Annotated in this window: 16 protein-coding genes; 12 read left to right on the forward strand and 4 right to left on the reverse strand. The window is 47.5% G+C overall.

The window, feature by feature from the left end:
* The gene (locus LSG37_RS13815) at positions 1 to 2,178 is read right to left on the reverse strand and encodes a heavy metal translocating P-type ATPase (protein ID WP_233080433.1); all 2,178 of its coding nucleotides are present in this window, start codon (positions 2,176 to 2,178) and stop codon (positions 1 to 3) included.
* A 166-nt stretch (positions 2,179 to 2,344) separates the two neighbouring features.
* On the opposite strand from LSG37_RS13815, the gene LSG37_RS13820 reads away from it, so the two are divergent.
* The gene (locus LSG37_RS13820; RefSeq protein ID WP_233080434.1) at positions 2,345 to 2,548 is read left to right on the forward strand and encodes a heavy-metal-associated domain-containing protein; all 204 of its coding nucleotides are present in this window, start codon (positions 2,345 to 2,347) and stop codon (positions 2,546 to 2,548) included.
* Between the two features lie 17 nt (positions 2,549 to 2,565).
* On the opposite strand, the gene LSG37_RS13825 is transcribed toward LSG37_RS13820, so the two are convergent.
* On the reverse strand, positions 2,566 to 3,378 hold the full coding sequence (locus LSG37_RS13825) for an NAD-dependent epimerase/dehydratase family protein (RefSeq protein ID WP_233080435.1): 813 nt from the start codon (positions 3,376 to 3,378) through the stop codon (positions 2,566 to 2,568).
* Between the two features lie 248 nt (positions 3,379 to 3,626).
* On the opposite strand from LSG37_RS13825, the gene LSG37_RS13830 reads away from it, so the two are divergent.
* The 8 genes from LSG37_RS13830 to LSG37_RS13865 all read left to right on the forward strand — a co-directional run bounded on the left by LSG37_RS13830 (position 3,627) and on the right by LSG37_RS13865 (position 13,390).
* The gene (locus LSG37_RS13830) at positions 3,627 to 5,177 is read left to right on the forward strand and encodes a cytochrome ubiquinol oxidase subunit I (protein WP_233080436.1); all 1,551 of its coding nucleotides are present in this window, start codon (positions 3,627 to 3,629) and stop codon (positions 5,175 to 5,177) included.
* 1 nt (position 5,178) lies between these two features.
* Positions 5,179 to 6,315, forward strand: a complete 1,137-nt coding sequence (cydB, locus tag LSG37_RS13835; RefSeq protein WP_233080437.1) for a cytochrome d ubiquinol oxidase subunit II — start codon at positions 5,179 to 5,181, stop codon at positions 6,313 to 6,315.
* An 11-nt stretch (positions 6,316 to 6,326) separates the two neighbouring features.
* Positions 6,327 to 6,443, forward strand: a complete 117-nt coding sequence (gene cydX / locus LSG37_RS13840) for a cytochrome bd-I oxidase subunit CydX (RefSeq protein ID WP_008897492.1) — start codon at positions 6,327 to 6,329, stop codon at positions 6,441 to 6,443.
* A gap of 17 nt (positions 6,444 to 6,460) precedes the next feature.
* The gene (gene cydD / locus LSG37_RS13845) at positions 6,461 to 8,179 is read left to right on the forward strand and encodes a thiol reductant ABC exporter subunit CydD (protein WP_233080438.1); all 1,719 of its coding nucleotides are present in this window, start codon (positions 6,461 to 6,463) and stop codon (positions 8,177 to 8,179) included.
* Positions 8,176 to 9,810: an amino acid ABC transporter ATP-binding/permease protein gene (locus LSG37_RS13850; protein WP_233080439.1), complete on the forward strand. Its 1,635-nt coding sequence runs from the start codon at positions 8,176 to 8,178 to the stop codon at positions 9,808 to 9,810. Before cydD ends, LSG37_RS13850 begins: the two co-directional genes overlap by 4 nt.
* Before the next feature lie 340 nt (positions 9,811 to 10,150).
* A complete protein-coding gene (locus tag LSG37_RS13855; protein ID WP_233080440.1) occupies positions 10,151 to 11,287 on the forward strand; it encodes a hypothetical protein in 1,137 nt (378 codons plus the stop codon).
* 11 nt (positions 11,288 to 11,298) lie between these two features.
* Positions 11,299 to 11,712: a type 2 periplasmic-binding domain-containing protein gene (locus tag LSG37_RS13860; RefSeq protein ID WP_233080441.1), complete on the forward strand. Its 414-nt coding sequence runs from the start codon at positions 11,299 to 11,301 to the stop codon at positions 11,710 to 11,712.
* A 64-nt stretch (positions 11,713 to 11,776) separates the two neighbouring features.
* Positions 11,777 to 13,390 carry a methyl-accepting chemotaxis protein gene (locus tag LSG37_RS13865; protein WP_233080442.1) on the forward strand — a complete coding sequence of 538 codons (1,614 nt, stop codon included), beginning with the start codon at positions 11,777 to 11,779 and terminating at the stop codon, positions 13,388 to 13,390.
* A gap of 161 nt (positions 13,391 to 13,551) precedes the next feature.
* Here LSG37_RS13865 and LSG37_RS13870 read toward each other — a convergent pair whose 3' ends face one another.
* Together LSG37_RS13870 and LSG37_RS13875 are read right to left on the reverse strand one after the other, a co-directional pair.
* On the reverse strand, positions 13,552 to 15,435 hold the full coding sequence (locus tag LSG37_RS13870; protein WP_233080443.1) for a family 43 glycosylhydrolase: 1,884 nt from the start codon (positions 15,433 to 15,435) through the stop codon (positions 13,552 to 13,554).
* Positions 15,436 to 15,551: 116 nt separating this feature from the next.
* Complete coding sequence (locus LSG37_RS13875) at positions 15,552 to 16,586, reverse strand: arabinan endo-1,5-alpha-L-arabinosidase (RefSeq protein WP_233080444.1); 1,035 nt, start codon at positions 16,584 to 16,586, stop codon at positions 15,552 to 15,554.
* 323 nt (positions 16,587 to 16,909) lie between these two features.
* On the opposite strand from LSG37_RS13875, the gene LSG37_RS13880 reads away from it, so the two are divergent.
* From LSG37_RS13880 to LSG37_RS13890, 3 genes are read left to right on the forward strand one after another with little or no spacing between them, the layout of a single operon-like run.
* Positions 16,910 to 18,295, forward strand: coding sequence for an MFS transporter (locus tag LSG37_RS13880; protein WP_233080445.1), 1,386 nt, complete (start codon positions 16,910 to 16,912; stop codon positions 18,293 to 18,295).
* Positions 18,296 to 18,324: 29 nt separating this feature from the next.
* The gene (locus tag LSG37_RS13885; protein ID WP_233080446.1) at positions 18,325 to 19,272 is read left to right on the forward strand and encodes a glycoside hydrolase family 43 protein; all 948 of its coding nucleotides are present in this window, start codon (positions 18,325 to 18,327) and stop codon (positions 19,270 to 19,272) included.
* Positions 19,273 to 19,328: 56 nt separating this feature from the next.
* Positions 19,329 to 21,656: a beta-L-arabinofuranosidase domain-containing protein gene (locus tag LSG37_RS13890; RefSeq protein ID WP_233080447.1), complete on the forward strand. Its 2,328-nt coding sequence runs from the start codon at positions 19,329 to 19,331 to the stop codon at positions 21,654 to 21,656.
* Position 21,657: the final 1 nt, after the last annotated feature.

Genomic DNA, 21,657 nt, shown 5'->3' on the forward strand with positions numbered 1-21,657 from the left:
TCACTCCTTAGCCTTCCAGCGCTGTAGCAACAAAGCATTGCTGATCACCAGTAAACTACTGCTGGCCATAGCTGCACCTGCGATCACCGGATTTAAGTAACCCAAGGCAGCAAGGGGTATGCCCACTATATTAAAAATAAAAGCCCAAAACAGGTTTTGCTGAATTTTGCGGTAGCTAAGCCGCGCTATCTGCAAGGCTGCGCTGACAAGAACTGGCTTACTACGCATCAAGGTCATAGCCGAAGCGCTGACAGCAACTTCGGTACCACTGGCCATAGCGATACCTAAATCTGCCTGCGCCAAAGCAGGAGCATCATTAATACCGTCACCGACCATAGCCACTTTATAACCTTGTTGTTGCCAGAGCCCAATGGCAGCAGCTTTCTCTGCTGGCAGCACTTCGGCTTTCCAGTCGCTGAGTTCCAGTTGTTGCGCTATTAAAGCCGCACTGGCCTTACTGTCGCCTGTTAACATAGCCACAGTGATACCTTGTTGCTTTAACAAGCTGACGGCCTGTAACGCATCTGCTTTTAACTGATCCGTAAAACAAAATAATGCCAATAAGCGATAAGGTTCTGCACCTTGTTGTTGTGCTAACCAGGACACTGAAGCGCCGCTGGTGGTGATCTGATCAAGAGGTAACTCAAGTCCAAGTTGCTGCATCCAGTGACTGCTGCCAAGCACTAAATGATGCCCTTGCACTTTGCCCTGTACACCTTTACCTGCCACCACCTGAAACTGTTCTGTTTCAACGGCGGCCACCTGATGTTCAGTGGCATAACGAAGCAAAGCTTTGGCTAAAGGGTGTTCACAGTGTTGCTGCAACGAAGCCGCCCAAAGTAAAAGTTTGGGTTCATCGACAAAAGAGCTGAATTGCTGCAGTTCTGGCTTACCTTGAGTTAAGGTGCCGGTTTTATCAAACACTACCAAGGTCACTGCTTTGGCCTGCTCTAAAGCGCTGGCATCTTTGATCAAAATACCAGAGCGTGCTGCTGATCCTGTCCCTGCCATAATAGCTGCAGGTGTTGCCAGACCCAAAGCGCAAGGACAGGCAATCACCAGCACAGCCACTGCATTTAAAATACCTGCCACCCAGTCTGCGGTGATCAACCCCCAGCCCAGTAAAGTCACTACAGCAATGACTAACACCCCAGGCACAAAAATAGCGCTGATTTTATCCACTAAGGCCTGCACCGGTGCTTTAGCGCCTTGTGCCTGCTCCACCAGTTGAATAATACGCGACAAAGTCGATTCGGCTCCAACCGCTGTCGCTCTGAGTTGTAATACCCCATCCAGATTGACAGACCCCCCTGTGACTTTGTCGCCCGGGCTTTTACTGACAGGCACAGACTCACCGCTGATCAGCGCTTCATCGACATGGCTTTGACCTTGTTCAACTAAAGCATCAACCGGGATGCGTTCACCAGGTTTGACCAACACCAAATCATTTTGCTGCACAGTCTCTGCTTTGACTTCAAGCCAAAGCCCGTTTTGAAACAAAGTCGCTACTGCAGGTTTTAAATTCTCCAGCGCACGCAGCGCATCAGTGGTACGTCGTTTTGCTTTGTGTTCCAGATATTTACCCAGTAAAACCAAACTTAATACCGCACTGCTGCTTTCAAAATACAAATGGGGCGCGCCGTGCTGAGCCTGATGTGCATCAAAACTCCACCATAAATACAACGACAAGCCATACGCGGCGCTGGTGCCAATAGCGACCAGCAGATCCATAGTGCCACTGCCGGCCTTTAATGCGGCCCAACCTGCTTTATAAAAACGCGCACCAAAATAAAACTGCACTGGTGTTGCTAATAACCATTGCCATAAAGCCGGCAACATCCAATCTAGTCCGAACAACAAACCAAACATCGGCAAAATCAAAGGCAAGGTCAGTGCAATGCTTGCGACAGCTGGCCAGTACTCTTGTTGGTAAAAAGCAGTTGTAGTGACTTCTGCTGTTGGGGTTTCTACTGGCAAACTGGCGTGATAGCCGGCTTGCTCTACTGCGACTATCAGCTGTTGTGCTGCAAGTTTGTCCCCTTTGACTGTTGCAGTTTCAGTGGCAAGATTCACGCTGGCTTGTTGTACGCCGCTGACTTTAGCTAAAGCTTTTTCAATACGGCCAACACAGGAAGCACAGCTCATTCCGCTGATGTTCAGTTGGATTTGCTCAGACATAACATGACTCCGGACAATAAGGGCGAAGGCCCGACAGAGATAAGGCTAAAGCTTGCCCTTAGGGTAAGGTCAACTTAATAAATTTCGCAATATGACTTGACCTTACCACAACAGCAGAGTTCATCATGTTCGCGAACTCACACAGAGCACAAAGAGGACGTAGCGAATGAAAATAGAATTAAAAGTAACGGGCATGAGCTGTAATCACTGCATTAGTCTGGTGAACAAAGCCATAGCAAAACTGCAGGCCGATGCCAAAGTGACAGTGGATTTGGCGTTGCAGCAGGTACAGGTAGAAAGCTCTTTAGCAGCTGAAGATCTGATTACAGCTTTGGATGAAGCCGGTTTCCCGGCTACTCTGAACGACTAAAAGTGGCGCCTGGCTGCTCAGCTACAAAAAGGTAAAGCAGCCAAAGCAGACTCATACTGATAGGAGAAACCGGCGATTTTTTGCGATTTTGCACTCAGCACTCTTCTGCCTGGTGCAGCTGCAGTGTTTTTTGGTTCAAACTCCGGAGCAGGCAAGGATGCCAGTTCACAGGCGGTCAGGTAAAACTCGGCTTTGGAACAAAAAGCCGGGCTGGATAAGTTAAACAGCTCTGGCCATAACTGCTGCTGAACTATGGCAGAGACAGCGGCACAAATATCACTGCTGTGCACCATATTCACAGCCACATCAGCGGCTCCGGCCTGTTTACCGGATAAAAACCGTGCTGGATGACGGCCAGGGCCAATTAAACCTGCCAGGCGTAAAGTGCAACAAGGGACAGCCTTGTTCAGCACTTGTTCTGCAGTAGCCAATACTTCTATACGTGCATCGGCCAGTTGCAACTCAGTTTGCTCGTCCACTTCTCCGGTTAAACCTTCGTAGATCCCGGTGCTGCTCAGATGAATACAAGCCAAAGCTCCGCAGTTTTTCATCAGGGTCGCAAGTTGGGCAACAGCTCTGTTGTACCCTTCGCCGTCGGTGCGGCTGGCTGGCACAGTACAAATAATAAGGGCGTCTTTAAATAAGCTTTCCAGCTCTGCTGTCGGCCTTACTGATTGGGCTAAATCTAAAACAAAATGACCAAACTGTTCAGCAACCACTGAAGATTTGGTGATATTGCGGCTGCTGAGCCATAACTCATGCCCGTCAGCCTTGAGCCGGGTTGCCAGTTGAGTCCCTAACCAGCCTGCACCTATCACTAAAATTTTCATCTCTGACACCTTCCCAAACTTACTGATGAATTTGATGGTAACAGAATATCTACTGCGACTTTTATCAAATTTTAAGTAATTTCCGCTAACACACTGATCTTTATTGATCCGCATCAACATAACAGACAGACAGACAAAAAGCGTAGCTTAGTGTTCACTTATGCTGATGTATGAGTTTTAGCAACTTATTGGTGCTGCATTCTAAGCACCAGACCAGGCCCACAGTTCCAGATCGAGGAGCAATCCGAATGGATGTTGTAGAACTATCACGGTTACAGTTTGCCTTTACGGCAATGTATCACTTCTTATTTGTGCCCTTAACTTTAGGCATGGCCTTTTTGCTGGCTATTATGGAGTCGGTTTATGTCATGACAGGTAAAGAAATTTACCGCGATATGACGAAGTTCTGGGGCAAGCTGTTTGGTATAAACTTCGCTTTGGGGGTCACCACTGGCATAGCCATGGAATTCCAGTTTGGTACCAACTGGTCTTATTATTCGCATTATGTCGGCGATATCTTTGGTGCACCTTTGGCCATTGAAGGTCTGATGGCATTTTTCCTTGAATCCACCTTAGTGGGCTTGTTCTTTTTTGGCTGGGACCGCCTGTCAAAAGTGCAGCATTTGACGGTGACCTGGCTGGTGGCTCTGGGCTCAAGCTTATCAGCTCTATGGATTTTAGTTGCCAACGGCTGGATGCAGCACCCGGTCGGCTCTGAATTTAATTTTGAAACCATGAGAATGGAAATGGTCAGCTTCAGCGAAGTGGTATTGAACCCGGTCGCTCAGGTGAAATTTGTGCATACGGTGTCTGCAGGTTATGTCACAGGCGCTATGTTTGTGCTGGCCATTTCCGCCTGGTATATGCTCAAAGGCCGCGATTTAGCTTTTGCCCGCCGCAGTTTTGCCATTGCCTCTGCTTTTGGTTTAGCCAGTATTTTATCTGTGATTGTGTTAGGCGACGAATCTGGTTATGAGCTGGGGGATGTGCAAAAAGTAAAACTGGCCGCAATAGAAGCTGAGTGGAAAACGCATCCGGCACCAGCAGACTTTACCTTGTTTGGTCTGCCCAATGAAGAAACCCAAACCACAGACTATGCCGTCAAAATTCCTGGCGCTATGGGCCTGATGGCCACACGTTCTTTGGATAAAGAAGTGATGGGGCTGGCCGAACTGAAAGAGCTGCACCGCGCACGTATTCTCAATGGCCAGATTGCTTATGATTTATTGAAAAAACTGCGGGCTGGTGAAAAAACGCCGGAAAACATTGCTGCTTTTGATCTGGTAAAAAATGATTTGGGTTATGGCTTGTTGCTGCTGGCTTATACAGAAGATCCTGTTAATGCCACGCCAGAACAGATTGAACAAGCAGTACAAAACAGCATTCCCAAAGTAGCACCGCTGTTCTGGTCCTTCCGTATTATGGTGGCGGCAGGCTTTATTATGCTGCTGGTATTTGCATTGTCCTTTTATCACAGTGCCAAACGTACACCGGAAAAACCCCGCTGGTTATTAAAGGCCGCTATTTTTTCCCTGCCTTTACCATGGATTGCCTGTGAGGCAGGCTGGTTTGTCGCTGAATATGGCCGTCAGCCATGGGCTGTAGGTGAAATATTGCCTACTCATATGGCTGCGTCTCAACTGACAGCAGGTGAAATTTGGATCAGCTTATTGGCTATTACCGCGCTTTATACAGTGTTTCTGATCATCGAAGTTTGGTTGATGCAGCATTTTGCCCGTAAAGGCCCTGCGTCTATTCATACCGGTAAGTATCACGGCGAACAGGCCCGGGAGGTTTAACATGGATTATGAATTTTTACGTTTTATCTGGTGGTTGCTGGTTGGTGTATTGCTGATTGGTTTTGCAGTGACTGACGGTTTTGATATGGGTGTAGGTGCGCTGTTAAAAGTTATAGGCAGGGACGATACTGAACGCCGGATTCTTATAAATGCAGTAGCACCGCACTGGGATGGCAATCAGGTGTGGCTTATTACTGCTGGTGGCGCTTTGTTTGCTGCCTGGCCCCCGGTGTATGCCACAGCGTTCAGTGGTTTTTATCTGGCCATGATGCTGACACTGGCGGCTTTATTCCTGCGCCCTATCGGCTTTGATTACCGATCTAAGCTGGATAATGCCAAATGGCGCAGCAACTGGGACTGGGCTTTAACCGCAGGTTCTGCCATACCTCCGATTATTTTTGGTGTGGCTTTTGGCAACTTGTTGCAAGGCGTGCCTTTCCACTTTGACGACTTACTGCGGATTTATTACACAGGCTCGTTCTGGGCTTTATTAAATCCCTTTGCCTTGCTGGTCGGTGTACTGAGTTTGCTGATGTTTATCAATCAGGGTGCTTGTTATCTGCAAATGAAAACCGAAGCCCCACTGCGCCAGCGCGCTCAGGCAATATCGATGATCTGCGCAACTCTGGCCGCAACCTTGTTTGTGGTCGCTGGTTTCTGGCTGGCTGCTGCAGGTATGGGCTATAAAGTGACCAGTGTGATTGACAGCAATGCGATTAACAGTGCTGTGACTAAAACTGTGGAACACAGTTCAGGCGCATGGTTCAGTAACTATGAAAGTTATCCGTTGCTGTGGATTTTCCCTGTGTTGGGTGTAGCTGCCTTCCTGCTCTCAGCTTTTTTCAGCAAACTGGCCAAAGGCTGGCAGTCTTTTGTTGCGTCATCGTTGGCAATCACAGGGGTCATTATGACTGCAGGAGTGTCTATGTTCCCATTTATTCTGCCGTCCAGCAGCATGCCCAATCATAGCCTGACCATGTGGGACGCGACATCCAGTGAGCTGACGTTAAAAATCATGTTTTTCGTCGCCTGTATTTTTGTACCTATAGTGCTGGGTTACACTCTTTGGTGTTACTGGAAAATGTGGGGCCGCTTAAACCGCAACTCCATCAGCAGCAACAGCCATTCATTGTATTAAGGAGCAGAGTTATGTGGTATTTCACCTGGATTTTAGGCGTATTACTGGCCTGCTCTTTTGGCATCATTAATGCGATGTGGCTGGAGTTTAATGGCTACCCTGGCGAAGAGGACGAGTCATCAGAATAAAACCAGATCCTACAGCCATGCAGTCTTTAAGGCAGTTCGTTCAATCAGAAAAAAACCGGCTGCACCTTGCAGTAACGCTGGGTGCTGCGGCTGCTTCACTGATGATCTGGCAATGCTGGTTACTGGCTACTTTATGCAATCTGGCGTTACATCAGCAGCAGATCCCACCCGATCTGCTGCTGCATATTTTAGTGCTTTGGCTGCTGCGGCCTGTGCTACTGGCGGCCAAAGATTTACTCGGGCTTGCGGCCAGCCAAAAGCTACGCACTTCTCTTCGGCATCAGTTGCTTGGAATCATCAGCCAGGCAGGACCGCTGCGGCAACGTATTGCTGCAGATGGTGATTTATCTACCCGGCTGTTAGAGCAGGTGGATGCACTGGATCCTTATATCAGTCGCTATTACCCACAACTCTATCTGGTGGTGCTCTGCCCTTTGTTTATCTCTGTCGCTGTAGCCAGTCAAAGCCTGTTAGCCGCACTGCTGCTATTGGCTACAGCTCCGCTTATCCCACTTTTTATGATTTTACTTGGTAAAAAAGCCGCAGAAGCCAGTCAGCAGCAAGTACAGGCTTTAGGTTTATTGGGCGGGCGTTTTCTGGAGTTTTTACGCGGAGCAGCTTTGATCCGGCAATTGCAAGCCGAACCACTGGTGTTAAACCGGTTAAACAATGCCAGCGAAGACTACAGAAGCCTCACCATGTCTGTGCTGAGCAAAGCTTTTTTATCCGGCGCTGTGCTGGAGCTGTTTGCCTCTTTAGCTATAGCGCTGGTCGCTTTGTATTTAGGTTTGGGTTTACTTGGCGAGTTGCCCTGGGCTAAAGCGCAAATTCCGGTTTCTTATCAACCGGCACTTTTTATCTTACTGATGGCGCCAGAGTTTTATGCGCCACTTCGTCAACTGGGGGCGGATTATCATGCCAAAGCTCAGGCCGAAGCCGCTTTTGCCAGTTTGGCTCCGATCTGGGATCTGCCTGTGTGCACTGGCGGCAATACTCAGGCCCCGACAGAGTCTGTGAGCATTGAGTTTCAACATTTAAGTTTATTGGGGTCAGAACACAGAGCTGCATTGCTTAAGGATATTCAGGCACAGATCAAACCCCAACAACGTATTGGCATTATTGGCCCAAGCGGTGCAGGAAAAACCAGCCTGCTGGAATCTTTACTGGCTTTTCAGCAGCCCAATCAAGGCCAGATCCGGATTGCAGATCACAACCTTACAGAATTGGATTTAACCCAATGGCGACAACAACTGGTGTATTTGTCGCAACAAAGCCAGTGGTTAAGTGGCACAGTGCGAAGCAATTTGCTGTTGGCAAAACCACAAGCGACAGAGCAGGAACTGCAGCAGGTGTTGCAACAGGCGCTTTGTGCCGACTTTGTTTTTGCTTTACCTCAAGCTTTGGACACAGAACTGACAGAAGGCGGAATTGGCCTTTCAGGGGGGCAATTACAGCGTCTGGCGCTTGCCAGAGCTTTATTAAAACCAAGCTGGCTTTGGCTTCTGGATGAACCCGCTTCTATGCTGCCCGTTGAGCAACAAAGGCAGTACTTTCAGCAATTAGAGCTGTTAAGTCGTGGCAAAACCTTATTGCTGGCGACTCATCAATTGCAACATCTGCAGTGGCTGGACCAAGTGTGGCTGATTAACCAGGGCACGATTATTGCCATAGGTTCTGTGGCAGACATTCAGGCTCATCCTCTGTATCAAGCCAGCTACAGCCAGGAATCAACATGAAGGATCAACTGAAGCTTTCAGCTTTGATGCGCCTGCACTGGCGTTGGTGGTTACTTAGCCTGACACTGGGAGCTGTTACTCTCGGCAGTGTGATGGGGTTACTGACGGTGTCCGGCTGGTTTATTACTGCAGCTGCAGTGGCAGGTTTACAGCTTGCCGGTGCAGGCACTTTTAACTACTTTAGCCCTGGTGCTCTGATCCGATTTTTTGCCATCAGCCGCACAGCCAGCCGTTATTTTGAACGTTTAAGCTCGCATCAGGCCGTTTTGTTATTGCTGCAACAATTAAGACTTTGGTTTATGCGGCGATTTTTAGCCAGCAGTTTCAGGCCTGATACCCAATCAGCGGATCTGTTGCAACGGCTAATCACTGACATAGACCGACTGGATCAATGGCCTTTACGTGTAGTCGCTCCGGTATTCTGGGCTGGTCTTATCAGCTCTGGCTGGCTGGCCGCGCTTTGGTTTTGGCAAGCAGAACTGGCTCAGATTGCTGTGGTTTATCTGCTGCTGTTGCTGTGTGTGCCAGTGCTTGGGGTTGTACTAGGTTATAGCCGGGCTTGCAGCTTAGTTGAACTGGCATCCCAACGCCGACACGAGTTGCTTGAACCATTATCCGTTTTAACCATGTTACAACTGCATCAGGGCTGGTCAGACGCAGAGCAACAATGGCTTGAGACCGAACAGCGGTATCAGCAGTTATTATGGCGTCAGCAATTGCTGGACTTGTGCTGCCAATTTTTGCTGCTCAGCGCTATTGCCCTGATGAGTTTTCATTTATTAGTGACCGCTTTGCCATTGTTACAAAACCAACAGATCAGCATAGCGGCTTTAGTGGCCATGCTAATGTCAGCTATGGCTTTACCAGAGATCTGGTTACCGCTGGCCACTTTGTATCGCCATCTGGCCGACAGCAAGATGGCTAAACGACGCTTAAATCAAATTCAGCCAGCCATCGAAAACGGCAGATACAGCACTCTGGAAGGGCCTTTGCAACTAGAGCTGCAACAACTGTCTGTCGGTTATCCCGCAGCTGTGCAACACACATTACCACTGACGATCAGCTTAAAAGCAGGTGATCTGTTATGGCTGCAAGGCCCATCAGGAGTAGGGAAATCAGCGTTTCTCAGCACGCTGGCTGGTTGGCTGCCGCCTTTGTCGGGCCAGGTTTTGCTTAATGGCACAGAGTTACAGCTTTATAGGTCTAACACTCAAAGGCAACAGATCAGCCTGCAGTCTCAGCACGTCAGCTTGTTTAATATGACACTGGCAGCCAACTTGCGTCTGGCGAAACCAGAAGCCAGTGACGAAGAATTACGCCAAGCCTTAGCAGACACTGTATTAAGCGAATGGGTAGCCACTTTGCCACAAGGGCTTGAAACAGAACTCGGCGAGTATGGTGTTGCTGTGTCTGGTGGACAAGCCAGACGCATAGCGCTAGCCCGTTTGTTATTACAAAATACTGGCATCCTGTTGCTTGATGAGCCTTTAGTCGGGCTGGATCCAACCACAGCGCAGCAATTAGTCCACAACCTTCGCCGTCGTTGTCATCAGCACATTTTGATCATCACCAGCCATCAGCCTTTCGCAGTGGATACACACTGCTATCAATTACAACTAAAGGTGTTGTAAATCAAATAAAAAAGATCAACTACAGTACTGTCTTTGACTATGTTTAACAGGCCATAACTGCATATTTACCTTAAATCACAATGCTAAATTTGATAAATATGAAAAAACTAGCAATTCGATTCGGCGAGCTGTATAATTCGTGCGACAAAAGTTAATGCAATTGTAAAAAGGTACAAGGGCTTAACTCAGTCAAAGTAGGCAAGGACACCTCACCTGAAGCAAGGTCGCATACCTTATAGAAACCAAAAACTTAGTCAAGCTTGACTGCAGATATCTAAGAAGGCTGACATCATTTGGCCTTTGATGAAGTACTACACTATAAAATCGATGAGGATACCCTATGTTAAAACGTAAATTACTGGCAGCAACTATTGCCGCCACCTTGTGCGGCACCAGTCAGGCCGCAGTAGACATTAATGGTTTTGCGTCGATCAAAGGCGGTATGGCACTTGGCAGTGGCGACGAGCTGTATGGCTACGACGATGACTTCAGCTTTAAAAATGAAAGTCTGGCAGCACTGCAGGTCAAGTCAGATTTAGGCGATAAACTATCAATCACAGCTCAGCTGTTAGGCCGCGGTGCTAACGACTGGGACGTTAAATTTGAATGGGCTTTTTTAAGTTACGATTTAACCGATACTCTGCGTATTAACGCAGGTCGTTTAAGAACTCCGTTTTACAAATACTCAGACTTCCGTGACGTAGGCTATGCCTATGACTGGTCTCGTGTGCCACAAAGTGTTTATGGTTTAGGCTTTGATAATATCGAAGGCGCTTCGTTATACCATACGACTACCCTGGGTAATTTTGACTCATCATTGCAGTTGATTGTCGGCAGTTATGATGGCGATGCCGCCATTGGTGATGCAGCTGCAGATGCCCAAATTGATAATGTGACAGGTATAGCCTGGGAACTGGGCCAGGATGGATATTCATTCCGTATGGCTTACCTTGTAGGTAAAACCACATTCTATGTTGACCAACTGGATAACAGCGCTACAGGTTTATATGCACAATTAAGAGCTTTTGGCTTAGGTTCACTGGCAGGTGAATTGGATATAGTGGATGAATCCAGCTCTTTTGCCGGTATTGGTTTTAACATTGATAAAAATGACTGGCTGGTGGTGTCGGAAATCACCAAAGCTTCAGTAGATAACTCCTTTATCTCTGATCAGGAATCCTACTACATTTCCATTGGTCACCGTTTTGACAACATCACACCTTATGTGTCTTTTGAAAAAGAAGACAATGATGCCAAGACTGAAATTTATGCCGGCGTGCCGACTGCTTCACCTATTTTTGGCCCGGTGGCTGGTTTGGTGAACCAAATGGAGACTGAACGTAACAGCATCAACGTCGGTGTGCGTTATGATTTCCACCCTTCAGCTGCATTTAAAGCTCAATATACCAACGCAGACAATAAAACGGCTGATCGTAAAGACAGTGTCTTGGTTGTTGGCGTAGATTTGGTGTTTTAAGGAATCCACTTATGTTAAAAAAATTACTGTTAATTCCTGCCCTGACTCTGAGCTTTATGGCTTTTGCCAATGTTGCAGTGATAGTTCACCCATCCAATGCGGCGACTTTGTCGCAGGATGACATCAATAAACTATTTACCGGTCGCGCCAAAAGTTTTACCGATGGCAAAGCTGCTGAACCTGTGAATCTGGCCGAAGGCGTTGCCATTCGTGCTGACTTCGACCAAAAAGCTTTAGGTCGTTCTTCCAGCCAAATGAAAGCCTATTGGTCTAAACTGGTATTTACAGGTAAAGGAACCCCACCTAAAGAAATGGCGTCTGAACAGGAAGTGCTGGATGCAGTAGCGAAAAACCCTGCAGCTATTGGTTACGTCAGTGCGGCCGCAGTAACTGGCGGTGTCAAAGTTGCCTTAACACTGAACTAAAGGTTGTCCAGGCAGGTGACGCACTCACCTGCCTTTGTTGTAAGCCTTACTCTGGATACTACTTATGCTGAAACACCTGAGTTTACTAAAGAAAATCTGGCTTATCATTGCCATCGCAATCTTAGCTTTTTTAATAGTACTGACCTCATCTATTTACTTTACGGCCCGCAATGCCGACAGCATTGTGCTGATTAAAGACAAAATGTATGACAGCTCTAAACTTGCCTCCCAAATGGTGGTGGAATTTAATGCGGTCGAAGAATTTTTTACTCAGTCTGTTTCATTGTCAGATCCGGATATCCTCAGCACAGCAAAAACAACACAAGAACGGGTGCTCACTAATCTGGCCAAACTAAAACAGCTGGACACAGCCAATCTGAAACAGCTGGAAACGCTGGAGCAAAACTTTAGTGCTTATGCCAAGGCCGCTGCAGAAATTGCTCAGTCGATGATAGATGGCACTTTGGATATGAGTGCAGCCCAAAGCATTATTCAAAATAAGACCACTTTGTATGAAACGGCAAAAAGTGGTTTTGTTGCCTACGAAAAGCAAACCGATGACAACTTCCAGCAAATTCTGGTGGATATGTCGGCCTCCTCAGAACGCTCTGTATTAATCATTGTGTTATGCGGCACTATCTTATTGATTATTATGGCCGTTGTTGGTCATGTGATAGGCCGTAACATCAGCAAAACAGCCAATAGCCTGGCCAGCTCTTTACAAGTGTTAGCCTCAGGCAAAGGATCATTGTCCAGTCGCCTTTCTATCGACTCTGAAGATGAATTTGGCGCTGTGGCCCGCAACTTCAACGAGTTTATCTCTTTATTGCAAAGCTCCTTTGTCGCCATAGCCCAGTTAGTGGATCCGGTCAGCCGCACTGCAGATGCTCTGGCCAAAGGCATGAAAGAGCTGGATAGCATGACGGGTCAGCAGAAAAACGACGCCGATACAGTGTCCCATTCCATGGAAGAAATGCAAAGCAGCGTCAAAGATATCAGCCAATCCGCCAACGCAGCTTCTGGCAGTGCCAACGATGCCAGCCGCCTTGCAAAACTGGGGTATGAAAAAACCACCTCTTCTGTGCAAGCCTCTAAAGATTTGGCGGGCGAAATAGCTCATACCAGTACAGTGATCACTGAACTGGCAAAACAAACTCAGGAAGTGGGCGGTATTTTAAAAAGCATCAATGATATTGCCGACCAAACCAACTTACTGGCATTAAATGCTGCTATTGAAGCGGCGCGTGCTGGCGAACAAGGCCGCGGTTTTGCTGTGGTTGCAGATGAAGTACGTTTACTGTCCTCGCGCACAGCCTCTTCAGTTACTACTATTCGCGACTTGCTTGGCAAACTGACACAAAACGTCGACAGCGCCGTGCGTTTAATGGACCTGGCAGTGAACAAAGCCAATAACAGCGCAGTGCTGACAGCTGAAGCCGGCAGCTCTATCGAACTGATTAATCAGGAAATTGACAAAATTAATATGGTCAATGCCCAAATCGCCACAGCCACTGAAGAACAAACTATGGTGGCCAGTTTAGTGCTGGATAATACCCACCAAATGGCCGACTCATTCAGCAGAACTATTCAGGTGCAAAATACAGTGGCTGATATCTCAGACCAGTTGCGCGGTCTGGCTCAGGAACTGAATACTGTGTCGTCCAAGTTCAGGGAGTAAAGAGTTTAGGGAATAAAGGGATCAGGGAGTAAAGAGTTCAGAGAATAAAGATTTCCGGGACTAAAGATTTCCGGGACTAAAGAATTCAGGACTAAAAAAATTACGGCTGCAGCCAATGGCGCAGCCGTAATCAATTTTGCTTCCCTTTGATATCCCACCGCTTAGTCTGCTGTCCTCAGCTGAAATTGCTGGCATATAACATCAGCCAAAGCCGGGGCCTGTTTTAACTTTTCCTGATCCTGCAAGCTACAACTGGGTAAGTCAGCCACTTGTTTTGTATGTTGGGATAATAAAGACAAGGCACCATTGGCTAAGAGTTGCAAAGCCCACAGGCTGGACTTGGCAGCACAGTTCCCTAGTACCAGATCGGCTCCTGGGGCTAAAGCGTTTTCTTTAACCTGAACACAAAGTTCCGGGTTTTGGCTGTTTTGTAACTGGACAAAACCTTGTTGCCCCGCCTTCCAGTTCCACTGCTGACAGCTTTGATCAGCCCAGTTTTGTTGAGTCACTGCTGTACCGATCTCTGCACTGCAGCCTTGGGTGCTCCAGACTTTGCCACTTTGCCTGCTGCTCAGCACTGTGTTGCCTGTCGGCAGCATGAACCAGTCATCACATAACTCTGCCTCCTCCCCTGCTTTACAGGCCGCTGAGCTTAATGCCTTTTGATCCGCAGCATTTAATAGCTGATAGTAGCCATCAGTGCCTGCTTTCAACTGCCATTGCTGCGTTGGCTGATTGACCCAGGCGGACAATTCAGACTTTGCGCCGATAAATAAACCAGCCGCGTTGGCTAGTCGATAACGGCCTTTGGTGGTTGGATCAATAATCCATTGACCTTGCTCAGTACAACTTTGTTCTGTCAAACCTTGCTCCGATGACGTCAGACATAGCTGGCTAGAGCGATTGATTAACTGCCATTTCACGCCTTGTGGTACCACGGTCAGAGGACCATTTTCGCCGGAAGGAGCTGCCACTGTCTGGCCTTCAGGCACCGGAGTGCCAAAATCCGGTGTGCCATCCGCTTTGAACCTGAAGGGCTGAGCTCTTACTGAACGGCTCGCACCGCAGCCATCCGTGACTTTATTATTGCCGTGATACACCAGCCAGTTTTCTGTGCCATCCGGTGAGGTGAAAAAGCCATTATGGCCAGGACCAAAAACGCCATTCCCCCGCTCAAACACAGGTTGCTCTGCTTTCACCCATGAACTGGCATCCATAGGATTGTCACCCACCAGTTCCAGCAAGCCCAGTTTATAATCCGGTGTGTCACAGTAGCTGGCTGAATAAATAACAAAAGTCCGGCCATCGCGTTTCAGCACTTCAGCACCTTCATTCACCTTACGGCCTGATTGCTCCCAGGGCAATGAAGGGCGGGACAACACCATGCGCTCGCCAGTTAAAGTCCATGGATTGGACATTTCGCTGATCCAATTCAGCTGCTCATCTCCGACCCATTCCGACCACAGCAGATACAATTTTCCATTGTGTTCCATATAGTTGCCGTCAATATTCCAGCTATCCGGCATCGGAGAACCTTTGTATTGATAAGGCCCCATAGGGTCGTCACCAGCACTTTCCAGCACAGACAAATGCTGACCATCTAAATTTTCCTGCTTGCCCGAGGTATACATCATGTACCAGCGTGGACCATCAGGGCCTTGTAAGCGATGAAATTCAAAAGCCCAGAAGTTACAGCAGCTTTTTGGGTTCGTTTCAGACCAGACATTCACCGGGGTGGCCGTAGCTAAACCAGCCAGAGTCGGCGATTTACGCATCACCAGCTGAGAAGTCCAGGTGGTGGTGGTCAGGTAATAATTGCCCTGCCAGTATTCCAGCCAGGGATCAGCGCCGTTAGCAAACAAAGGGTTAGTAAAACTTTGGTCTTCAATTGCTGCGGTAGCAGCTTCAACTGGTGCGGCAGCGACTGAAACTACATCGCTGTCTTTTTGTTCTGGTGAGCACGCGGCCAACACACTCAGTAAGCCGATCGCCAATGGAATACCGTACCCTTTTAAGCCGGGTAAAGGCTTGGTTTTAAAAGTCATAGCTAACCCTGTCTGGTCTGTTGATTTTATATTTGTATTACAATAAGACTTTACAAGTCTAAAACGAAAAGCAGCGGAAAACAACAGCGGCGGCATCCCGCCGCCAAAACAAGAATTCAACGAATAAGGGTACTCTCGTAACCCAACCAGTCTTTTTCATCAACCTGTGGCCAGCCGTTTTTATCCCAGTTTAAGGCGGTAATTTTCAACTTTTGCAGGCCGTTATCGGCCATTTCGTAGGCATGAAACACCAGATAATCTTTGCCGTCGAAGCCGTACACTGAATTATGACCTAAACCTGGCCAGTCGTTGTTGCCTTTAAGCAACACTGAGCCGCCGCCAGAAGCTAAATCTTTGCCCTCTTTATCCAGATAAGGCCCGGTTAAGCTTTTAGAGCGCCCGACCACCATATGGTAAGTGCTGTCTTTACCGCGACAACATTTTCCATAAGAAACAAAGAGATAATAAAACTGATCTTTTTTGTAGATAAAAGGCGCTTCCAGCTCAGCAGGGCCTGGTTCGGCATCATCTAAAAATGCTGGCCGCTCTGCTTTGGCCAGCGTATGCCATTGTTCAGGCTGCGCTATACGGGTCAGGCTTTGATCCAGCTTCACTAATTTCAGCCCACCCCAAAAGGAGCCAAAACTCATCCAGGCTTCACCTTGTTCATCCAAGATAATGGCAGGGTCTATCGCATTCCATAAGTCACGTTGTGGCACAGACTGCAGCACTATGCCCTGATCCACCCACTGATACTTTGGATCTTGTGGATCCAAAGTGGTATTGACCGTTACACCGATAGCCGAGGTATTTTTACCAAAAGCGGAGATGGAGTAATACAGATAAAACTTGCCCTGATGCTGAAAAATGTCCGGCGCCCAGATATGACCATCAAAGCTGGGGGAGACAGATTTTGCCCAGTCAGGCTCAGTCGCAAAAACCCGACCGCCTAAACGCCAGTTTGTTAAATCACTGGATTGATAAAAGGTGATGCCTGGTCCTGTGCTGTATAAAAAATACTGCCCCTTTTCTTTGGCCATCACCGGATCATGGATACTGACCTGCTCAGCCTGTAATGGGTTTGTCAAAAGCATAGAGCCACTAAAAAGTGCCAACCTAAGTGCAGAAGCTTTGAAATTAAGCTTGCTCATGTCGTCCATCCTGTTTTAGTTGAATTTGTATTACAAATAGCATAAGTTCAACGCAGCAAGCAATAACGGGCAGAAACACCACTGCTGTAAGTTGCGCTGAAGACAACAAAGAAACTCTAAAAATAACCATACAAAACAAATAGATAATTACTATCATTTGGCAGAACCTTCAATCTGTTTTCTGGCTTGCCAGCTGAATTCAATAGTAATACTATAAGATCATAAACCAAATAAATTAGGTTTTAGCATCAGGATCCAACCGCGTTTTAACGACGGATGAGAAAAACTGAGCATAAAACTGATGTAAACCACAGGGGAGTCGAATGGCAGGTTATAAACTTTCTGTCATGGAGAAAATTGGCTTTGGCGCCGGAGATATGGCCGTCAATGTCGTGATTTCATCCATGATGCTGATCATCACTTTTTTTTATACTGATATCTTTGGTTTAAAAGCCTCAGACGTTGCCATTTTATTTCTGGTGGTGCGACTGATTGATGCGGTTACCGACCCTTTGATGGGCATGTTGACCGATAAATTCACCACCCGCTGGGGCCGCTACCGGCATTATTTCCTGTTTATGGCTATCCCTTTTGGTATCTCGGTGTTTTTAACTTTTTCGACACCGGATCTGGATTACAACGGCAAACTGGTGTGGGCTTATGCCACTTACATCTTCGTCACCCTGATGTTTACGGCTGTCACTATCCCCTATATTTCCATTATTGGCGTCTTAACCGATTGCCCAAAAGAGCGATTATCCGCCAACGGCTACCGTTTATTTTTCGCCAAAATTGCCGCCTTTTTAGTGACAATCATAGTGCCTGTGTTAGCAGCGCAGTGGGGTGAAGGCCAACTAGCCGCTGGGTATCAAGCCGCTATGGGGTTGATGGCGGCTATGGCCAGTTTATTGTTTTTATTCTGCTTTTTTAATACTACGGAACGTTTGCAGCATCAGGTGGAAACCAAGCCCTTTTTCAGTCAGCTAAAACTGCTGTTGAAAAATGATCAGTGGCTAATTTTATGCGCAGTATGTGTCACAGGCACTATTGGTTATGTCATTCGTGGCTCAGTGGCTGCTTATTACGCCAAATATTATCTGGGTGGTGATGCCACTATGCTGTCGGCCTTTTTATCTACAGGTGTGGTCGCCGCTATTCTGGCTATGGTGGCTTCGACCTGGATCACTAAACATTACTGCAAAGTAAAACTCTTCCGTCTAAGTCAGATTGTAGTAGCAGTGTTAAGTGTGTTGCTGTTTGTACTGGTGAAGCCGGGTGATTTATGGCTGGCTTTTGTGTTGTATTTTTTACTCTCTTTTGTAGTGGATTTGCATGCGCCTGTGTTCTGGTCGGCTATTGCCGAAGCCGTCGATTATGGCGAACACAAAACCGGTCAGCGCGTATCAGGTTTAGCTTTTGGTGGTATTTCGTTTTGCCAGAAAGCAGGCATGGGCATAGCGGGTTTTGTCGTCGGTAGCTTACTGACCTTTTTTGACTATCAACCTGATCAAGTGCAAAGCGAATTCAGCTTATTGGGTATAGCGCTGATGTTATCGGTGATCCCGGGCTTCTTCCATTTGCTGATGGGCCTTCTGATGTACAAATACAAAATTACCGACAACTTTTATCAGGACATGGTGGCAGGCCAAATTCAGAGCCCAAAGTCTGAACCGGCAACACCGGCAGTCCAGTTGGTCAATGCCAAATAACACTTTTAAAATAGCGCACTGGAGTTTTTATGCGATTGTTAACGCCTTTAATTGAACAGCGGGCCGACCCCTGCATTTATCGTCATAGCGACGGTTATTATTATTTTACCGCCTCAGTGCCAGCCTACGACAGAGTCGAGTTGCGCCGTGCCCGTACTATTGAAGAACTGCCGCAGGCCACACCCATCACGGCCTGGTTAAAGCCAGATACCGGGCCTTATTCTGAGCTTATTTGGGCGCCGGAAATTCATTTTCGCCAGGGAGCCTGGTATATCTACTTTGCAGCAGCTCCTAGTCGCGAGATTAAAAACAAACTGTTTCAGCATCGTATGTATGTCATTTGCTGCAAAGACGCTAACCCTATTGAGGGTCAATGGCAGTTTTTAGGCCAGATTGATACCGGCATCGATACTTTTTGCCTCGACGCTACGACCTTTGAGCATAAAGGCCAGCTGTATTATTTATGGGCGCAAAAAGACAATCAGATTGAAGGCAACAGCAATTTGTACCTAGCCACTATGGATACGCCGGACAAAATCAGCAGCAAGCCTGTGCTTTTAAGTAAGCCAGAATTTGACTGGGAAATTCGTGGTTTTTGGGTCAATGAAGGCCCAAGCGTGTTGGTTCGTCACGGCAAAGTCTTTATCAGTTACTCCGCCAGTGCCACAGATGAAAACTATGCAATGGGTTTATTGTGGGCTGATGAAAATGCCAACCTGATGGATCCACAAAGCTGGCACAAACTGAAAGAGCCAGTGCTACAAAGCTGCTTTGAACATAAAGTTTATGGCCCTGGTCACAACAGCTTCACTGTATCCGCCGACGGAAAAACTGACTTACTGGTGTATCACGCCCGCACTTACACCGAAATAGTCGGCGATCCACTCTGGGATCCAAATCGCCATACCTATGTTAAAGCTTTGCGTTGGGATGCTCAGGGTATGCCGGTATTTGGCCGACCTTCCGTACAAGAATAACTGCAGGAATAAATACCGGGTCAGAGCCTTGGCTCTGACCCCGAGGATATAAAGCCATGCGACTATTATTTTCCCTGTTTTTGGCCACCAGTTTCTGTGTGCAAGCTGTTGCCTTGACGACTGTGCCACTCAAAGAAGTGCGCCTGACCGACGGCCCCTTTTTACATTCAGAGCAAACCAATCTGCAGTACTTACTGGCGCTGGATGCGGACAAATTACTGGCACCACTGCGCCGTGAAGCCGGTATTGAACAAAAGACAGAGTCCTATGGTAACTGGGAAAATACCGGTTTAGACGGTCATATGCTGGGGCATTATTTAACGGCTTTGGCCTTTATGTTTAGCGCTACAGCAAATGATCAGATCAAAGCCCGGCTGGATTATTTACTAACCGAACTTGAGAAAATCCAGCAGGCTCAGCAAGGTTATTTAGGCGGAGTGCCTGGCAGTAAAGCCTTGTGGCAACAAATTCAGCAAGGCCAGATTGAAGCCGATTTATTTAGCCTGAATAAACACTGGGTGCCTTTTTACAATATTCATAAAACCTTCGCTGGCCTGCGTGACATTTACCTGCAAACCGGCGATCAACGTGCCAAAACTCTGTTGCTGAATTATGGCAACTGGCTGAAAAATCTGGTGAAAAACTTATCAGCGCAGCAAATCCAGCAAATGCTGCTGACCGAACATGGAGGTATGAACGAAGTGCTGGCTGATATGGCGGTCATTTTTGATGACAATAGCTACATGACACTCGCCAAAGACTTTACCGAATTACGTATTCTAGAGCCGCTACTCCAAGGCGAAGACAAGCTAACAGGTCTGCACGCCAACACCCAAATTCCTAAAGTGGTGGGTATAGCCCGTATTGCTGAATTGTCAGGTGATAAAAACTGGTTAAAAGCGGCTGAATACTTTTGGTCTTTAGTGGTCGAGCAGCGCACTGTCGCCATAGGTGGTAACAGCGTGCGGGAGCATTTTCATCCCACTGACGACTTCAACCCTATGCTCAATGAAGTGGAAGGGCCTGAAACCTGCAATACCTACAATATGTTAAAACTCTCCATGTTGCTGTACCGCCAGACCGGCCAGAGCAAATACCTTGATTATTATGAGCGAGGCTTGTGGAACCATATTCTGGCCAGTCAACACCCGGAACATGGCGGTTTTGTTTATTTCACGCCGATGCGGCCGCAACATTACCGGGTTTACTCTAAAGTGGATCAAGGCATGTGGTGTTGTGTCGGCTCAGGCATAGAAAGCCATAGCAAACATGGCGAATTTATTTACAGCTTTGATAAAAACGCTTTGCAAGTGAATTTGTGGATAGCCTCCAGCATCAGCACTCCAGAGATAAAACTGCACCAGCAGACCCTGTTTCCGGATGAAAACAGCACTGAATTGCTCTTTGACGCAGCAAGCGAACTGAACCTGCAGCTGCGTTATCCATCCTGGGCTGGTGCCGTTAGCGTCTGGCGTAATGGCAAAGCAGTTCAAGTCACTGCCAATGCCGATGAACATATTCTGCTCGCTGGCCCCTGGCGAAAAGGCGACAGAGTGAAACTTGAGCTGCCGATGCAGTTAAGTCTGGACCCTATGCCAGCCAAGCCTGATTATCATGCGGTATTGTATGGCCCTATAGTACTTGCCAGTCGCAGCTCACCTTTTAAAAACGAAAGCTTAAGGTTTATTGGTGACGACAGCAGAATGGGCCATATAGCGTCGGGTCCAACCTGCCCTGTCTCCGCTGCACCACTTTATATTGGTGATACAAAAAACTTCCTCACCAGCTTAAAGCGTCTGCCCAATCAACCTTTAAGCTTCAGTACAGGCCAGGGCTTTTTGCAGGGCAAGCCTGAGCTGATTCCTTTTTTCAGGCTGCATGACAGCAGATACCAAATTTACTTTCAGCACACTAGCCTCGAAGGCTGGCAACAACAAAAAGCATCGCAAGAACAGCAAGATAAAGCCGCGGCTTTATTGGAACAACAAACCTTGGATAAAGTCTATCCGGGTGAGCAGCAACCTGAGTCGGATCATTTTTATCAGGGTGAACAAAGCGAAGCAGGTATCAATTTAGGCCGACATTGGCGGCACAGTAAAAGCTGGTTTAGTTATCAGTTAAGCCACAAGGGCCAACAAAACCTGACCTTGCGGCTGGAGTATTTTGGTTTGGATAGCGGACGAGCGTTTGAAGTCTGGCTGGATGATAAAAAGCTGACCGATGTGGAGCTTAAAAGCGGTTTAGGGCCGGACTGGTACAGCGTCGACTACCCAATCCCCAATGATCTGCTGCCGAAAAATGCCGAGCACTTCCGCGTCAAATTTGTCGCCAAGCCCGGCAGCATAGCAGGTGGACTTTATCAGGTACGTTTACTGAAGTTGTAGC

It is taken from the genome of Rheinheimera soli, assembly GCF_021290985.1.
Taxonomy (GTDB): domain Bacteria; phylum Pseudomonadota; class Gammaproteobacteria; order Enterobacterales; family Alteromonadaceae; genus Pararheinheimera; species Pararheinheimera soli.

What these genes read in the sequence shown, in the direction of transcription:
- cydD (WP_233080438.1), top strand. Translation starts at nt 6,461, where the DNA reads ATGCAGTCTTTAAGGCAGTTCGTTCAATCAGAAAAAAACCGGCTGCAC.
- LSG37_RS13850 (WP_233080439.1), top strand. Translation starts at nt 8,176, where the DNA reads ATGAAGGATCAACTGAAGCTTTCAGCTTTGATGCGCCTGCACTGGCGT.
- LSG37_RS13875 (WP_233080444.1), bottom strand. Translation starts at nt 16,586, where the DNA reads ATGAGCAAGCTTAATTTCAAAGCTTCTGCACTTAGGTTGGCACTTTTT.
- LSG37_RS13880 (WP_233080445.1), top strand. Translation starts at nt 16,910, where the DNA reads ATGGCAGGTTATAAACTTTCTGTCATGGAGAAAATTGGCTTTGGCGCC.
- LSG37_RS13860 (WP_233080441.1), top strand. Translation starts at nt 11,299, where the DNA reads ATGTTAAAAAAATTACTGTTAATTCCTGCCCTGACTCTGAGCTTTATG.
- LSG37_RS13830 (WP_233080436.1), top strand. Translation starts at nt 3,627, where the DNA reads ATGGATGTTGTAGAACTATCACGGTTACAGTTTGCCTTTACGGCAATG.
- LSG37_RS13825 (WP_233080435.1), bottom strand. Translation starts at nt 3,378, where the DNA reads ATGAAAATTTTAGTGATAGGTGCAGGCTGGTTAGGGACTCAACTGGCA.
- LSG37_RS13870 (WP_233080443.1), bottom strand. Translation starts at nt 15,435, where the DNA reads ATGACTTTTAAAACCAAGCCTTTACCCGGCTTAAAAGGGTACGGTATT.
- cydX (WP_008897492.1), top strand. Translation starts at nt 6,327, where the DNA reads ATGTGGTATTTCACCTGGATTTTAGGCGTATTACTGGCCTGCTCTTTT.
- LSG37_RS13890 (WP_233080447.1), top strand. Translation starts at nt 19,329, where the DNA reads ATGCGACTATTATTTTCCCTGTTTTTGGCCACCAGTTTCTGTGTGCAA.
- cydB (WP_233080437.1), top strand. Translation starts at nt 5,179, where the DNA reads ATGGATTATGAATTTTTACGTTTTATCTGGTGGTTGCTGGTTGGTGTA.
- LSG37_RS13865 (WP_233080442.1), top strand. Translation starts at nt 11,777, where the DNA reads ATGCTGAAACACCTGAGTTTACTAAAGAAAATCTGGCTTATCATTGCC.
- LSG37_RS13820 (WP_233080434.1), top strand. Translation starts at nt 2,345, where the DNA reads ATGAAAATAGAATTAAAAGTAACGGGCATGAGCTGTAATCACTGCATT.
- LSG37_RS13855 (WP_233080440.1), top strand. Translation starts at nt 10,151, where the DNA reads ATGTTAAAACGTAAATTACTGGCAGCAACTATTGCCGCCACCTTGTGC.
- LSG37_RS13815 (WP_233080433.1), bottom strand. Translation starts at nt 2,178, where the DNA reads ATGTCTGAGCAAATCCAACTGAACATCAGCGGAATGAGCTGTGCTTCC.
- LSG37_RS13885 (WP_233080446.1), top strand. Translation starts at nt 18,325, where the DNA reads ATGCGATTGTTAACGCCTTTAATTGAACAGCGGGCCGACCCCTGCATT.